Below are 15,594 nucleotides of genomic sequence, written 5' to 3'. Positions count from 1 at the left end.
GTGATCACGAGCCGCAGGCTCGCGCATGGTGGGCGAGCCTTGCACGTCCATCTGCAATTAGTTCTAGCACATTGAAATAAAAGTTCGGGTAACCGAACAGTTTGGGTTACGGTGGATGCTGTCGCTGCAATCCCTGCTGGGTGCGCTGGCATGAAAGCGAATACTCGATCGTCTGTGAAAGGACACCTGTATATGTGGGCAAAATCAAGACTCCTGCGCGTTGTGACCGCGACTGCCGCCGCGACGGTGGTGGTCGCATCTCTGAGCGCCTGCACCTCGAACGGCGGCAGTGAGCAGAAGTCGGCTGACGGCGACGGCAAGCCTCTCGTGCTCACCACGTTCACCGTGCTTGACGACATGGCCGAGAACGTGGCCGGCGACCATCTGAAAGTCGAGTCGATCACGAAGCCCGGCGCTGAGATCCACGACTACGAACCGACCCCGAGCGATATCAAAGAGGCCTCGAAGGCAGACCTGATTCTGAACAACGGCTTGGGCTTGGAACGCTGGTTCGAGAAGTTCACCTCTGACTCGAAGGCCAAGCGCGCCGACCTCTCTGAGGGCGTCGACCCGATCGACATCAGCGAGGGCGAGTACAGCGGCAAACCGAACCCCCATGCGTGGATGTCGCCGAAGAACGGGCAGATCTACGTCGACAACATCGTCAAGGCCTTCAGCGACCTCGACCCCGACAACGCCGCCGACTACAGACAGAACGGTGAGAACTACAAAAAGCAGCTCCAGGGCGTCTCGGACAGTCTGGAGCAGCGCCTGTCGAGCGTTCCCGAGGGGCAGCGCACTCTGGTGAGCTGCGAAGGAGCCTTCTCGTACCTGACCCGTGACTCGGGGCTGAACGAGATCTACATGTGGCCGGTCAACGCCGAGTCAGAGGGCACGCCGCAGCAGAAGGCCGACGTCGAGAACAAGGTGAAGGCCGCAAACGTGCCTGTGGTGTTCTGCGAGTCGACCGTCAACACCTCGGCGATGGAACAGGTGGCCGAGGCCACCGGCGCTCGCTTCGAGACTGATCCCGAACACCTGCTCTACGTCGACTCGCTGTCTGAGAAAGACGGTCCGGTGCCCACATACGTCGACCTGCTCAAGCACGACGCCGACACCATCGCCGACGGTCTGACCGGAGCCAGCGCCCAGTGAGCATCGACTCCGCTGTCGACGGCATCTCCGTCGACGATCTGAACGTCTCGTATGGCGCAGTGCGTGCCCTGCGAGACGTCTCGGTGCATATCAAGCCCGGCCGCATCTGCGGTCTGGTCGGCATGAACGGTGCCGGTAAGTCGACGCTCTTCAAATCGCTGATGGGCGTCATTCCGATTCACAGCGGCAGGCTCTCGTTTCTCGGGGAGCCGTCTGTCAAGGCGCGCCGCGCCGGCATGATCGGATACGTACCGCAGCATGACGACATCGACACGACGTTTCCTCTGAGCGTGCAGGACGTCGTCATGCTCGGCCGCTACGGCTACCAGAACTGGCTGCGCCACCCGCGCGCGGTCGACCGTGAGGCGGTCGCCGAGGCGATCGAGCGCGTCGAACTCACCGGTCTCGCCAAAAGACAGATCGGGCAGCTCTCGGGCGGTCAGCGCAAACGCGTCTTCGTCGCCCGGGCCCTGGCCCAGCATGCACGTGTGTTGCTGCTCGACGAGCCCTTCGCCGGCGTCGACAAGCGGTCTGAGGCTACGATCGTCAGCGTGCTGCACGATCTCGTCGCCGATGGCGCGACGATTCTGGTCGCCACGCATGACCTGCACTCGCTGCCTGCGCTCTGCGCCGAATCGGTGCTGATCAATCGCACGGTGCTCATGCATGGCGAGACCAAGACGGTGCTGGAGCCGCAGAACCTGGCCCGCGCGTTCGACCTGAGCGCCGACGAGGCCAGAGAGGTGATCCGATGAACGACCTGATCTCGCTGCTGGTCGACCCCTGGCAGTACGCCTTCATGCAGCGCGCGCTGATCGTCGGCATGGTCACCGCCCTCGTCTGCGGCGTGATCAGCTGCTGGCTCGTGCTGATCGGCTGGTCGCTGATGGGTGACGCGATCTCGCACGCGGTGCTGCCCGGCGTGGTGCTCGCCTACATCTGGGGAGTTCCCTTCGCCGTCGGCGCGCTGCTCTTCGCTGCGATCGCCGTGACCCTGATCGGAGGCATGCGCGGGCAGCGGCTGGTGAAAGAGGATGCCGCGATCGGCATCGTGTTCACGACGCTGTTCGCCTTCGGCACCGTGCTGATATCGATCACTCCCAGCCAGACCGATCTGAATCACATCCTCTTCGGCAACCTGCTGGGCATCACCAAGACAGACATGTGGCAGGTGATCGTTCTCGGTGCAATCACCGTCGTCGTCGTGCTGCTGAAGCGCCGTGACCTCACACTGTTCGCCTTCGACCCCACTCACGCCCGTTCGCTGGGACTGTCGACGCGCGTGCTGAGCAGCCTGCTGCTCGGTGCGCTGGCGGTGACCGTCGTCGTGTCGTTCCAGGCGGTCGGGGTGATCCTTGCGGTGTCGATGCTGATCGTGCCCGGTGCGACCGCCCGTCTGCTCACGTCGAGCATCTGGCGGATGCTCTGGCTGGCTCCGCTGATCGCTGCCGTCTGTGTGTTGGTCGGCATTCTGCTCAGCTATGCGTTCGACACCTCGTCGGGCGGCATGATCGGTGTGGTGCTGGGTGTCGCGTTCGGCATCGTGTACCTGTTCGGGCCGTCGAGTGCGCTGTTCACGATGCTGCGTCGTCATCACAGCGAAGAGGAGGCCGAAGCCGCCCTTCGTGAGAAGAACGAAGACGCGCGGCTCGGATCGGCGCGCTGAGTCACCGAGGCGACAGCGCGCATCCCAGACCACAGGCCGATGCCGATGATCCCACAGAGTCGTCGTCATCGGCCTGTTCTTCCCGCACGAAGTGTGGCATTCCAAATCGTTCTCTTCGGAGTGCCTGATCTGTTTCGCAGAGAAACGGCGGATACTACATGTTGTGGGTTACGAGAGCCTGAGGCACTACATATGGAGGTCGGGCAGATGGATGAGGTTGGACAAGTGATGCAGTCGACGACCGCCGCGACGGTACGAGAGCTTCGGGCAGACGAGTCACCCGAGGTGGTCTACTTCTCGAGCGTCTCTGAGAACACCCGTCGTTTCGTGGAGCGTGTGGGCCACGACGCTGTGCGCATCCCGCTGCGCCCACGCACCGAGGGCATGCTGCGCGTCTCATGTCCCTTCGTGCTGGTGCTGCCGACCTATGGCGGCGGCGTGCGCAATGGCGCCGTGCCCAAACAGGTGATCCGCTTTCTCAACGACCCGGTCAATCGAGGCCTGCTGCGCGGCGTGATCACCGCGGGCAACACGAACTTCGGCGAGTACTACTGCTATGCCGGGCCGATCATCGCGACCAAGTGTCAGGTGCCCGAACTGTATCGGTTCGAGCTGCTGGGCACTGAACGAGATGTCGAGCAGGTCGACAACGGCCTGACCCAGTTCTGGAGGCGGACCCACCAAGGTGACTCCCGCATTCCCGTCATGCACCGCGACGCGTCGACGTGTTCAGCTCGCTGACTCAGTCCGCCGACTCAGGCCGTTGTGCGATCCAGGTCTGCATGGCGGTCCGGATGGCCTCTGCGTTCTTTCTGCCTCCGTACACCGCGGCGAATCGGTCGTCGGCGACATAGAGCTCTGAGAGGCCGATGTAGGCAGCCTGATCCGGGACTCGGCCGCCCCAGAAGTCGGTGACCCAACGGTGGTGCGCGGTCACGAGCGCTTGGAACGGCTCTCCTGCGGGGTCATCGCCTGCTTCGGCTGCGCGACGAAGGGCCTCGTTGATCTCGAGGCTGCGTTCGTCGTCGGCGCGTCGCTCCTGATCGTTCAGGCGCTGCCGACGCTTCGCGCTCCGGTCCCAAGCCTCGTCGCCCCAGCGCTGCCGCACTTCGGTCTCGTGCTCACTCTGGTCGAAGCCGGCGAACATCTGTCTGATGGTCATATTCTCTCCCTCTGTGATCGCCCTGAGCGTCTGTTCGACAGCAGTGATCTGTCGCTCGACTCGTGCTCTCTTGCCTTCCAGCAGTGAGAGATGAGATCGCACCACGTCGGCGAGTGCCGTTTCGTCGTCGAGAGCGATCCGAATGCTGGAAAGCGGCAGCTCGAGCGCGCGCAGCGAGAGAATCCTGTACAGACGGGACAGCTCGGGCTCGCCATAGAAGCGATAGCCGTTTGGGGCCACCCGTGCGGGCCGAAGCAGCCCGATCTGCTCGTAGTGTCGAAGGGTTCTGCTGGTGAGCTCAGTAGCTCGGGCGACATCTCTGATCGGCCACTCGCGCATGTCACTGCTCCTGACGGCTCGGCGTTCGTGTTCATGGTTACCACTTTGTCGGTTGACGTCGCGGCAGAGTCAAGCGGCAGCGGACAGCCCGTCTGCTCTTTCTTGGCATTCCGTCGTTCTCGACGACGACGCGAACTTCTGACCGCCGGCTGCAGAGTGCGAACCAGCTCATACCGTGATGAGTGAGGCGAGGCAACCCTTTCTTTCATCGTTGCCACTCATTAGGCTGACCGAAACGAACTGGTGGCCCGACCACATTGGCGTGCGGGCCGCTGACAGCGATTCATAGGAGAGTGGCGAACATGGTGACGAGGCAGTTTCCCAAGCCCAGCGAGATCTTCGATCTGCTGCATTTCAAACCTATCGATCTGAATGGTCGCCGCCGGCGGCTCAACTCGGCTCTGACCATTTGGGATCTGCGCCGCATCGCAGCGCGGCGCACCCCACGAGCCGCCTTCGACTACACCGATGGCGCGGCCGAAGACGAGATCTCGCTGCGTCGTGCCCGGCAGGCGTTCCGCGATATCGAGCTGCATCCGTCTGTGCTGCACCCGGCGACGGATGTCGACACGAGCTGCGAGATCTTCGGCGGTTCGTCTGCGCTTCCGTTCGGCATCGCGCCGACGGGGTTCACGCGCCTGATGCAGACTGAGGGCGAGGTCGCCGGTGCCGGCGCTGCTGGCGCCGCGGGCATCCCGTTCACGCTGTCGACTTTGGGCACCACGTCGATCGAAGACGTCAAAGCGGCCAACCCCAACGGGCGCAACTGGTTCCAGCTCTATGTGATGCGTGACCGTGAGATCAGCTACGAGCTCACTCGTCGCGCGGCCAAAGCCGGGTTCGACACACTGTTCTTCACCGTCGACACCCCGGTCGCCGGGCAGCGCCTGCGAGACAAGCGCAACGGCTTCTCGATTCCGCCGCAGATCTCGCTCGGCACCGTCATCAATGCGATTCCGCGGCCATGGTGGTGGTGGGACTTCCTCACCACGCCTGAGCTGGAGTTCGCTTCGCTGAGCTCGACCGGCGGTACTGTCGGCGAGCTGCTCGACAGCGCCATGGATCCTACCATCAGCTTCGACGACCTCGACGTCATTCGTGAGATGTGGCCCGGCAAACTCGTGATCAAGGGCGTGCAGAACGTCGAAGACGCGAAGAACCTGGTCGCTGCGGGGGTCGACGGAATCGTGCTCTCGAACCACGGCGGCCGCCAGCTCGACCGTGCCCCGGTGCCGTTCCAGCTGCTGCCCGACGTGGTCAAAGCCGTCGGCGATCGCACCGAGATCGGCGTCGACACCGGCATCATGTCTGGAGCCGACGTGGTCGCGGCGATCGCCAAGGGCGCGAACTTCACGCTCATCGGCCGCGCCTACCTGTATGGGCTGATGGCCGGTGGCCGTCAGGGCGTCGATCGCACGATCCAGATTCTGCGCGACGAGATCATCCGCACCATGAAGCTGCTCGGCGTCTCGTCGCTTGACGAACTGAACCCCGGTCACGTCACGCAGCTGCGCCGCCTGACACGCGACGAACGCGAGGCGCACGGTGCCCAGGCCGCTGCCAGCGAGCTCAAGGCGAAAGCCGAGCGCGAGGCCGCCGGCGCCAAGAAGTGAGCCCGATCTCCGTTCGTTGAGGCAGAAGGGGGCGTCGGCTTTCGCCGGCGCCCCCTTCTGCTGCCGTGCCGAGGCGGCGTGCTTCGGACGGCACTCTGCGCACAGACGCTCAGCGAATTCACAGTGCAGTCATGAGTCACCGGAATGCGCAGCGGTCAGGATTGATCGAACACCTCAGACATACTGGCCCACGCCAGCCGAAAGGCCGGGGGCTCCATGGCATCCGCCGAATGGAGCGATCGAAGCAGAATCTGAGACGAAGACGAGGCCATGCTGCGACATGGCCAGAGACAGGAGAGTGGTAGCGTGCGCAAGTTGCTCACAGCCGGAGTGATCGCGGCGACGATGGTGGGATTGGCCGGATGCTCGAACGGGTCGAACGGCGTCGACGTCACGGGTGACTTCGGCACGGCGGCGGCCGTCAGCGTCTCGGGTGACGTCGACACCTCGAAGGTGCAGGTCAAGACGCTGATCGACGGCGATGGCGACACCGTCGGCAAAGACGACAACGTCGAGATCGGGCTGGCACTCTACGACCCGACCAATCAGAAAGATCTCTCTCCCTACAACACGACGTCGAGCCTGGCGTCGTGGAAGCAGTACTTCAGCTCGCTGCCCGATCAGATCGACGGCAAGAAGATCGGAACTCGCCTGAGCATCACCGGCAGTGCCTCCGACCTTCTCGGCGCAGGCAATGCAAGCAGCTACTTCGGTCTCGACGACTCCGACCCGTTGGCGATGGTGGTCGACGTCATCGGGCTCGTGCAGTCGACCGATCCCGAGCTCTCTGACACGTTCGGCGATGCCGACTTTCCGACTGTGACACTTGACGACTCCGGAAACCCCACGACCACGATCACGACCGGTGTCACACCGAAGACCACACAGGTCAAGGTCATCAAGCAGGGTGACGGCGAGACGGTGGCGGCGGGCAACAGCGTGTCGTTCCACTACCAGCTCACCAAGCTGCGCGACGGCAAGCAGGTCGAGAGCAACTACGGCGGCGACGCGGCATCGAGCACTGCAGACGAGTCCGGGCTGATTCCCGGATTCGTGAAGGCGCTGGTCGGGCAGAAGGTCGGCTCGACGGTGGTGGCGGTCGTGCCGCCGTCAGAGGCGTATGGCAGCAGCGACGGAGCGGTGATGCAGCATGAGGCTCTGGTGTTCGTGCTCACGATCGATTCGACCGGGCCGGCCAGCGACGCCTCGACCTCCACAGGGGAATGAGGCGCTAGGAACAGAGGTGCCGAGCCGGCATCGGGCTGACCGAGCACCGGCTCGGCTGCACCTTGAGCACGCCAACCGGGGCTCGAAGAGTCAACGGTCAAATGTGCGCCCAAGGGGATTCGAACCCCTGACCTTTGGTACCGGAAACCAACGCTCTATCCAGCTGAGCTATGGGCGCAGACCGCACGCACCCGCATCGCAGGCGCACACAGACGCCCATCAGAATAGCATCCATCGCAGCCTGTGCAGGGCGCGGCGCGCTCGCAGTCGCTAGAATAGGCCCTCGTGACCCCTGAAGATCTTTCGCAGACCATCGTCGACATCCTGCACGGCCTCGCCGAGTCAGGCGACGTGCCGGCCGAGCTCACCTCGGTGCCGGCCCCGCGCATCGACCGGCCGAAGAGCCGCGACCACGGTGACTGGGCGACCAACGTCGCGCTGCAGCACGCCAAGCGCGTCGGGCTGGTTCCGCGTGCGCTCGCCGAGACGATCGCCGGGCGTCTGCGCGACGTCGACGGCATCGCAGAGGTCGACGTCGCAGGCCCGGGGTTCATCAACGTGACGCTCGACGCTGCTGCGGGAGCCAGCATCCTGCCGACGGTCATCGACCAGGGCGACCATTTCGGAGACAACGAGGCGCTCGCCGGTCACTCGATCGACCTCGAGTTCGTCTCGGCCAACCCGACCGGCCCGCTGCACATCGGGCACACCCGGTGGGCGGCGCTGGGCGATTCGATCGCTCGGCTGCTCAGGGCATCCGGCGCGAAGGTCGTCAGCGAGTACTACATCAACGACGCCGGCAGTCAGATGAATCGGTTCGCCGACTCGGTGCTTGCCGCGATCAAGGGTGAACCCACGCCCGAGGGTGGCTACCCGGGGCAGTACATCCAGGACCTCGCCGCCTACGTTAAAGGCGAGCGGCCCGACATTCTCGATCTGCCGGCCGACGAGCAGCTCTCGACCGCACGCGAGCTCGCCTACGCGAAGCAGCTCGCCGAGATCAAGCACTCTCTCGACACGTTCAACGTGCACTTCGACGTGTGGTTCAGCGAGCGTCGCCTGCACGCGATCAACCCCGAGACCGGTACGAGCCTGATTCAGGATGCGGTGCAGCACCTGCGAGATCAGGGCCGCGTCTTCGAGCAGGAGGGTGCGACTTGGGTGCGCACATCTGACTTCGGCGACGACAAAGACCGCGTGGTCGTGCGCTCCAACGGCGAAGAGACGTATTTCGCCGCCGATGCCGCGTACTATCTCGACAAGCGTCGCCGGGGGTACGAGCAGGCCATTTACTTCTTGGGCGCCGATCATCACGGGTACGTGAACCGGCTGAAGGCGATCGTGGCCGCGGCGGGCGACGATCCCGAGACGAACATCAGCGTGCTGATCGGGCAGCTGGTGAACCTCAACGGAGCCAAGCTCTCGAAGCGCGCCGGCAACATCATCGAGCTCGACGATCTGCTCTCCTGGATCGGCAGCGACGCGATGCGTTACTGGCTGGCGCGGTACCCTGCAGACTCTCCGCTGAATCTCGACGGCGAGAAGCTGCGCAGCCGTACCAATGACAATCCGGTGTTCTACGTTCAGTACGCGCATGCCCGCACGCACAACGTGGGGCTGAACGCCGCTGCCGCGGGTATCGCCGTGGCACTGCCCGGGCAGGACGTCGAACAGGTGCGCACCGCGGCTGCGAAGTCGGCGGCTGCCGGGGTGACCGTCTCGGCCTTCGACTTCGACCCGTCGACGCTCACGCACGCCACCGAGACCGAGCTGATCGCGAAGATCGCGCAGTTCCCGGCCGTGGTGGCGAAGGCTGCGGAGTTCCGCGAGCCGCACCGCGTGGCCCGCTATCTCGAAGAGCTCGCAAGCGACTTCCACCGCTGGTACGACAACTGCCGGGTGATTCCGCTCAGCAATGGGGCGGTCGAGCCGGTGCATGCTGCGCGCCTGGCGCTCAACGATGCCGCGGGACAGGTTCTGCGCAACGGCCTGAACCTGTTGGGCGTCTCTGCCCCAGAGCGCATGTGAGCCTGCGGGGGAGTCTCTACCCCCCCCGAGCTCCCGAGCGCATGCGAGTCTGCCTGGTTTTGTCTTTAGTCTTTACCTTCGTTTTCGTTTTCGTTTTCGACTTCGACTTCGTGCTGAGGCGGCAGAACTTGTGACTATCAGCCGCCGATGGTCGCACCTTCTGTGCTTTCGGCATCGACTCGGCTCTGATTCATCGCAAACACCACATCTCCTGTACTCTCGGTGTCTCCTTGTCTCCGGCTCATCGCTGAACGCCGCACTTTCTGCACTTTCGGCAGCAAGGTCGTAGGTTTGCTCCTGCTGGGGCAGGCCGCCGTGTCGACCACGTAGAATGTGCGGGTGCCCTCACACTCAGATCACATCGAACCGCTGGCTCCTGAATGGCTCGCCATTCCAGAAGACCTGAACGCCCTCGACCCTTCCATCTGGCCAGACACCGCGACCCGAAATGCCGCTGGGGTGGTCGAGATTGGGGGAGTGCCGGTCGTCGAGCTCGCTGAGACCTTCGGCACGCCGCTCTACGTGGTCGATCGCGCCACCGCCGTCGCACAGGCCACTCGCATCCGTGACGCATTCGCGAACGCACTCGCCACGATCGGCACCGACGTCACCGTCTACTACGCCTCGAAGGCCCTGCTCACCTCAGATGTCGTGCGCTGGATGCGCGACGCCGGGCTCAACGTCGACGTCTCGAGCGGGGGAGAGCTCGCGATCGCCGTCGCCGCAGGCATGCCGCCGCAGCGCATCGGCCTGCACGGCAACAACAAGTCGTATGCCGAGCTGCGCGCCGCGGTCGGCATCGGCCTGGGCACGATCGTGGTCGACTCGCTCGACGAGATCGATCTGCTGCAGGCCGTGATCGAAGACGCGGTCGCCGAGACGGCGGCGGATGCGGCAGCCGGTTCGCCTACTGTGTCCAGCCCGCTGGCCGACCCGTCGTATCGACAGCGCGTGCGACTGCGCGTGACGACGGGCGTGCACGCGTCGACGCATGAGTTTCTGGCCACCGCGCGCGAAGACCAGAAGTTCGGGGTGGCGCTCGCCGATGTCGACGAAGCGGTGCGCCGTCTGCGCGCGATCGACCGCGTCGAATTCGTGGGCATGCATTCGCACATCGGGTCGCAGATCTTCGACGCGCTCGGGTTCGACGAAGCGATCACGCGTCTCATCGAGGTGCAGAAGCGACTGCTCGAAGGCGGACCGGTTCCCGAACTCAACCTGGGCGGCGGCTTCGGCATCGCCTACACCGAGGCCGACCAGCCGCGACCGATCGAGCAGATGGCCGAGAACATCGCATCGACCCTGCAGCGTGCCTGCTTCGCTCAGGGCGTCCAAGTGCCGCACATCGCAATCGAGCCGGGTCGTTCGATCGTGGGGCGTGCCGGTGTGACGCTCTACGAGACCGGCACGATCAAAGACGTGCAGGTCGATCATCTTGCCGGCAATACGCGTCGGTACATCGCCGTCGACGGGGGAATGAGCGACAACCCGCGCCCCGAGCTGTACGACGCCGACTATCAGGCCGCACTCGCCTCGCGTACCAGCGACGCCGAGCCTGTGCTCGTGCGCGTGGTGGGCAAACACTGCGAGAGCGGCGACATCGTGGTGCAGGCCGACTACCTGCCCGAAGACGTGCGGCGGGGCGACCTGCTCGCCGTGCCCGACACCGGAGCGTACTGCTTCTCGCTGTCGTCGAACTACAACATGCTTCCGCGCCCGGCAGTCGTGGGCGTCTGGGACGGAGCCGCGCACCTGCTGGTGCACGGTGAGAGCATCGAGACGCTGCTGCGCCGTGACGCCGGTCTCGAGATCACGAACAAGACGGAGGACAGATGACTCACCGCACGCTGAAAGTGGCCCTGCTCGGTGCCGGCTCGGTCGGCGCTCAGACGGCCCGCCAGCTGATCGAGCGGCGTGCCGAGCTCGCGCAGCGCATCGGTGCCGACTTCGAGCTGATCGGCATCGCGGTCCGAAACCTGCACGGTCACCGTGACGTCGAGCTGCCACAGCAGCTGTTCACCACCGACGCAGACCGCCTCATCGACGAGGCCGACATCGTGATCGAGCTGATCGGCGGCATCGAACCCGCACGCACGTACATCGAGCGCGCGCTCAGCGACGGCAAAGACGTCATCACCGCGAACAAGGCTCTGCTGGCCGCGCATCAGGTCGACATCTTCGAGGCCGGGCGCCGCGGCGGCGCCGAAACCTGGTACGAGGCGGCCGCCGCGGCCGCGATCCCGATCATTCGGCCGCTGCAGGACTCTCTCGTGGGCGACCGCATCAACCGCGTGCTCGGCATCGTCAACGGCAGCACGAACTACATCCTCGACCGCATCGACACCGCAGGCATCACGCTCGAAGAGGCTCTTGACGAGGCCAGCCGTCTGGGTTACCTCGAAGCCGACCCGAGTGCCGACGTCGAGGGGCATGACGCAGCAGCCAAGGCGACGATTCTGGCCGGTCTCGCGTTCCACACGCACGTGCCTCGGTCTGCGGTGCACACCGAGGGCATCACACAGCTCACCACCGAACAGCTGGTCGCCGCGAAACGCGACGGCTACGTGGTGAAGCTGCTGGCGATCGCCGAGCGGCTGCCTGCGAAACCGGGCGAACGCGATGCGGTCAACGTGCGTGTCTATCCGGCGATGGTGCCGACCGATCACCCGCTCGCCGCGGTGCACGGCGGCAAGAATGCGATCTTCGTCGAGGCTCTCGACGCCGGCGATCTGATGTTCTATGGGGCAGGAGCCGGCGGTGTCGAGACGTCATCGACCGTGCTCAGCGACTTCGTGCTCGCCGCCAAGCGCATCGTGCGCGGTGCTCCGGCGGAGTTCGTCTCCTTCGACGCGAACCTGCGCATCGCCGACATCTCAGAGGTCGAGTCGAGCTGGCACATCACACTGCACGTCGCCGACGAGCCAGGCGTGCTCGAACAGATCTCGGCTGTCTTCGCAGGCAACGAGATCTCGGTTCGTGCACTGCATCAGGAGCAGCTGGCCGACTCTGCTGCAGACGCCAGCCTCGTCGTGGTCACGCACCGTGCCACAGAAGGCCGACTGCAGCGCACCGTCGAGCAGCTGGCCGAGGCCTCTGCCGTCCGCGCCGTGATCGGCGTCATGCGCGTCGAGGGAGACTGAGATGTCCGTGCGCGTCCGCGTTCCGGGCACCAGCGCCAATCTGGGTCCAGGTTTCGACTCGCTCGGCATCGCCGTAGACCTGTGGAACGAAGTCGAGGTCGTCCCGAACGACTCCGGCCGGTTCACGGTCGACGTGCAGGGCGCGGGGGCGAAGTGGCTGCCGCGCGACCGCCGCAACCTGCTCGTTCGCATCCTGCTGCAGACCACTGCGCAGCTCGGAGGCAGCCTCTCGGGGGCGCATCTGCGTGCTGTGAACGGCGTGCCGCAGTCGGGAGGGCTCGGATCGTCGGCGTCGGCCGTGGTCGCGGGAGTCGCCGCCGCGCTCGCGCTGCACACCGGCGGGCAGCCCGACCGCGACGAGGTCTTCCGGCTGGCCAGCGCCTGCGAGGGGCACCCGGACAACGCGGCTCCGGCCGTCTACGGCGGTGCGACCATCGCCTACACCGATGCCGAGGGGCTCCCTCGCTGCGCCTCCATGACGGTCGACGAGAGCATCCATGCGGTACTGCTGGTGCCTGACTACACGACCAAGACGAGCGCCATGCGCATGCTCCAGCCAGAGAGCGTGCCGGTCGCCGACGCCGTGTTCAACCTGTCGCGTTCGGCGCTGCTGGTGCATGCTCTCGGCGAAGACCCGAGCCTGCTCTTCGAGGCGACCGAAGACCGCCTGCATCAGCCGTACCGTGCGCAGGCGATGCCGGCGACCGATCGCATGATCACCGATCTGCGCACGCAGGGGCATGCGGCTGCGCTGAGCGGGGCAGGGCCGACCGTGCTCGTGCTCGCGACCAGCTCGGCTGAGGCCGACGCCGTGGCAGCGGCGGATGGCCTGGTCGATTCCGCCTCGAATGACACGCCCGTGCGATGGAAGTCGCATCGGGTGGCGATCGCCGCTGAGGGTGCTACAGTAGAGCTGTGACTTTGAGAGCTGTGCTCTCGGTCATGATCCAGCGGCACCTCACGTTTTCTCAGATGTGTGCCCTTCTGTAATGACGATCGGGACCACCGATCGATGAATCTCCTTGGCCGAAACGGCAAGGCGAGAGGAAAACCTCCTGTGACTGATGTCAAGAACACCACCCAGACGCCGAAGCTGACCACCCTGCGCGTGGCAGAGCTGCAGAGCATCGCCGCAGAGCTGGGGCTCTCAGGCGTGAAGCTCCGCAAGAGCGAACTGATCTCAGCGATCACCGATCGCCGTGCCGAGCTGGCCGGCGCATCGACCGCTGAGCCGACCAACACCAGAGATGCCGAGCCGGCCGCCGCAGCGAGCACGACCGAGCAGCCCGCAGCGGCCGCCGTCGCGGCCGAGGCCGAGCCGGCCACCGCGGCCGCCGAGGCGCCGCAGACACGCCGTGCCAGCACGGGTCGCCGCTCGCGTCGGGCGACGCTGCCCACGACCGATGTGGCTGACGGCGTCAACGCCGAGGTCACCGTCGAGGTACTCGACGCACCCGGCGCTCAGGCCGAGCAGAGCACGGCCGAGACACCGCGCACCGAGGCGCGCGCCCCGCGTCGTGCCAGCTCGAAGCAGACCGCCGCTCGACATGCCGACAGCGGCCAGAGCAGCGCCGCGCGCGACGAGGTCGCCGCAGACGCGACGGCTCAGAGCGACGAGCCGGCTGAGAACGCACAGACCGAGACCGCGCAGGCAGGTGAGCAGCGCGAATCGAAGCGCGGTCGCCGCAGCGAGCAGCGCACTGACGCAGAGAACACCTCAGCAGAGTCGAACGGCGAGAGCGCTGATGGCGAGACCGAGGGCCACGAGGGCCGCAATGAGCACCGCGAAGGGCGTCGCAGCCGTGGGCGCGGGCGTGGCCGTGGGCGTGACAACGACCGTCAGAACGACAACGAGTCGGCTGAGGGCAAAGACGCCAAAGACGAGAACAACGATCGCAGCGACAAGAACGATCGCAGCGACAAGAACGACAAGCACGACCGCCACGAGAAGGGCGACCGTCGCGAACGCGGTGAGAAGGGCGACGACAACTCGCGTCGCGACGATCACGACAACGACGAGCGTCGTGGCCGCAACCGCAACCGCAACCGCAACCGTGACCGCAAGCGTCGCGGCCGTGAAGACGAGCCCGAGTACACCGAGAACGACACCTTGATCCCGATCGCAGGTGTGCTCGAGGTGCTCGACAACTACGCGTTCGTGCGCACCAGCGGCTACCTGCCCGGCCCGAACGACGTGTACGTCTCGCTCGGACAGGTCAAGCGCTACGGTCTGCGCAAGGGCGACGCGGTCGTCGGCGCGATCAAAGAGCCTCGTGAGAACGAGAACAGCAGCCGTCAGAAGTACAACGCGCTGGTCAAGCTCGACACCGTCAACGGTGCTACGGTCGAAGAGGCGCGTCAGCGCGTCGAGTTCTCAAAGCTCACGCCGCTGTACCCCCAAGAGCGTCTGCGCCTCGAGACCGAGCCGCAGAAGCTCACCGGTCGAGTCATCGATCTGGTCGCACCGATCGGCAAGGGTCAGCGTGGTCTGATCGTCGCACCGCCCAAGGCCGGCAAGACGATCATCATGCAGCAGATCGCCAACGCGATCACGGTGAACAACCCAGAGGTGCACCTCATGGTCGTGCTCGTCGACGAGCGCCCCGAAGAGGTCACCGACATGCAGCGCACGGTCAAGGGCGAGGTCATCGCCTCGACGTTCGACCGCCCCGCCGACGACCACACCACGGTCGCCGAGCTGGCCATCGAGCGGGCAAAGCGCCTGGTCGAGCTGGGTCACGACGTGGTCGTGCTGCTCGACTCGATCACCCGTCTGGGTCGTGCCTACAACCTGTCGACGCCGGCCTCGGGTCGCATCCTCTCCGGTGGTGTCGACGCGTCGGCGCTCTACCCGCCCAAGCGCTTCTTCGGTGCCGCGCGCAACATCGAGAACGGCGGCTCGCTGACGATCATCGCCTCGGCTCTGGTCGAGACCGGCTCGAAGATGGACGAAGTGATCTTCGAAGAGTTCAAGGGCACCGGCAACATGGAGCTTCGCCTGTCGCGTCAGCTGGCCGACAAGCGCATCTTCCCGGCCGTCGACGTCAACGCGTCGGGTACCCGTCGTGAAGAGCTGCTGCTGCCGGCCGACGAGCTCAAAATCGTCTGGAAGCTGCGTCGCGCACTGGGCGGCCTCGAACCGCAGCAGGCCATCGAGATCGTGTTCAACGGTCTGAAAGAGACCAAGTCGAACGTCGAGTTCCTGATGCGCATGCAGGCACATGACGTGCCCGGCCTGCGCCAGCGTTGAGCGAGGCCTCGACT

General features: G+C 65.2%; 12 protein-coding genes and 1 tRNA gene. 11 read left to right on the top strand and 2 right to left on the bottom strand.

The genetic code is table 11. From position 1 onward, the window contains the following. Positions 1 to 192: 192 nt before the first annotated feature. The 4 genes from F8O09_RS04085 to nrdI all read left to right on the top strand — a co-directional run bounded on the left by F8O09_RS04085 (position 193) and on the right by nrdI (position 3,562). The gene (locus F8O09_RS04085; RefSeq protein ID WP_158054014.1) at positions 193 to 1,155 is read left to right on the top strand and encodes a metal ABC transporter substrate-binding protein; all 963 of its coding nucleotides are present in this window, start codon (positions 193 to 195) and stop codon (positions 1,153 to 1,155) included. Beyond that, positions 1,152 to 1,910: a metal ABC transporter ATP-binding protein gene (locus tag F8O09_RS04080; protein WP_225732858.1), complete on the top strand. Its 759-nt coding sequence runs from the start codon at positions 1,152 to 1,154 to the stop codon at positions 1,908 to 1,910. Before F8O09_RS04085 ends, F8O09_RS04080 begins: the two co-directional genes overlap by 4 nt. Then, positions 1,907 to 2,821, top strand: coding sequence for a metal ABC transporter permease (locus F8O09_RS04075; RefSeq protein ID WP_158054013.1), 915 nt, complete (start codon positions 1,907 to 1,909; stop codon positions 2,819 to 2,821). The genes F8O09_RS04080 and F8O09_RS04075 overlap by 4 nt, the downstream gene beginning before the upstream one ends. Positions 2,822 to 3,049: 228 nt before the next feature. Then, the gene (nrdI, locus tag F8O09_RS04070; protein ID WP_158054447.1) at positions 3,050 to 3,562 is read left to right on the top strand and encodes a class Ib ribonucleoside-diphosphate reductase assembly flavoprotein NrdI; all 513 of its coding nucleotides are present in this window, start codon (positions 3,050 to 3,052) and stop codon (positions 3,560 to 3,562) included. A 1-nt stretch (position 3,563) separates the two neighbouring features. Here the strand turns inward: nrdI and F8O09_RS04065 are convergent, their stop codons facing one another. Then, positions 3,564 to 4,322, bottom strand: coding sequence for a MerR family transcriptional regulator (locus F8O09_RS04065; RefSeq protein WP_158054012.1), 759 nt, complete (start codon positions 4,320 to 4,322; stop codon positions 3,564 to 3,566). 302 nt (positions 4,323 to 4,624) lie between these two features. Between F8O09_RS04065 and F8O09_RS04060 the strand changes: the two genes are divergently transcribed. Both F8O09_RS04060 and F8O09_RS04055 read left to right on the top strand, forming a co-directional pair. After that, positions 4,625 to 5,935 carry an alpha-hydroxy acid oxidase gene (locus F8O09_RS04060; protein ID WP_158042443.1) on the top strand — a complete coding sequence of 437 codons (1,311 nt, stop codon included), beginning with the start codon at positions 4,625 to 4,627 and terminating at the stop codon, positions 5,933 to 5,935. A 306-nt stretch (positions 5,936 to 6,241) separates the two neighbouring features. Next, a complete protein-coding gene (locus tag F8O09_RS04055) occupies positions 6,242 to 7,162 on the top strand; it encodes an FKBP-type peptidyl-prolyl cis-trans isomerase (protein ID WP_192497548.1) in 921 nt (306 codons plus the stop codon). Positions 7,163 to 7,266: 104 nt separating this feature from the next. Here the strand turns inward: F8O09_RS04055 and F8O09_RS04050 are convergent. Continuing rightward, positions 7,267 to 7,340, bottom strand: a tRNA-Arg gene (locus tag F8O09_RS04050). A 107-nt stretch (positions 7,341 to 7,447) separates the two neighbouring features. Here F8O09_RS04050 and argS point away from each other — a divergent pair. The 5 genes from argS to rho all read left to right on the top strand — a co-directional run bounded on the left by argS (position 7,448) and on the right by rho (position 15,580). Further along, positions 7,448 to 9,190 carry an arginine--tRNA ligase gene (gene argS / locus F8O09_RS04045; RefSeq protein WP_158030896.1) on the top strand — a complete coding sequence of 581 codons (1,743 nt, stop codon included), beginning with the start codon at positions 7,448 to 7,450 and terminating at the stop codon, positions 9,188 to 9,190. Positions 9,191 to 9,529: 339 nt separating this feature from the next. Then, the gene (locus F8O09_RS04040; RefSeq protein ID WP_225732857.1) at positions 9,530 to 11,026 is read left to right on the top strand and encodes a diaminopimelate decarboxylase family protein; all 1,497 of its coding nucleotides are present in this window, start codon (positions 9,530 to 9,532) and stop codon (positions 11,024 to 11,026) included. Beyond that, the gene (locus F8O09_RS04035; protein WP_158054010.1) at positions 11,023 to 12,330 is read left to right on the top strand and encodes a homoserine dehydrogenase; all 1,308 of its coding nucleotides are present in this window, start codon (positions 11,023 to 11,025) and stop codon (positions 12,328 to 12,330) included. The genes F8O09_RS04040 and F8O09_RS04035 overlap by 4 nt, the downstream gene beginning before the upstream one ends. Position 12,331: 1 nt before the next feature. Beyond that, positions 12,332 to 13,249, top strand: a complete 918-nt coding sequence (gene thrB, locus F8O09_RS04030; protein ID WP_158038729.1) for a homoserine kinase — start codon at positions 12,332 to 12,334, stop codon at positions 13,247 to 13,249. Positions 13,250 to 13,387: 138 nt separating this feature from the next. Beyond that, positions 13,388 to 15,580, top strand: a complete 2,193-nt coding sequence (gene rho, locus F8O09_RS04025) for a transcription termination factor Rho (RefSeq protein ID WP_225732856.1) — start codon at positions 13,388 to 13,390, stop codon at positions 15,578 to 15,580. The last annotated feature ends 14 nt before the right edge of the window (positions 15,581 to 15,594 follow it).

The organism is Pseudoclavibacter sp. CFCC 11306 (genome assembly GCF_008831235.1).
In the GTDB taxonomy this organism is placed as follows: Bacteria; Actinomycetota; Actinomycetes; order Actinomycetales; family Microbacteriaceae; genus Pseudoclavibacter_A.
The sequence above is the reverse complement of the archived record's forward strand: the minus strand, read 5'-3'. Positions and strand labels throughout refer to the sequence as shown.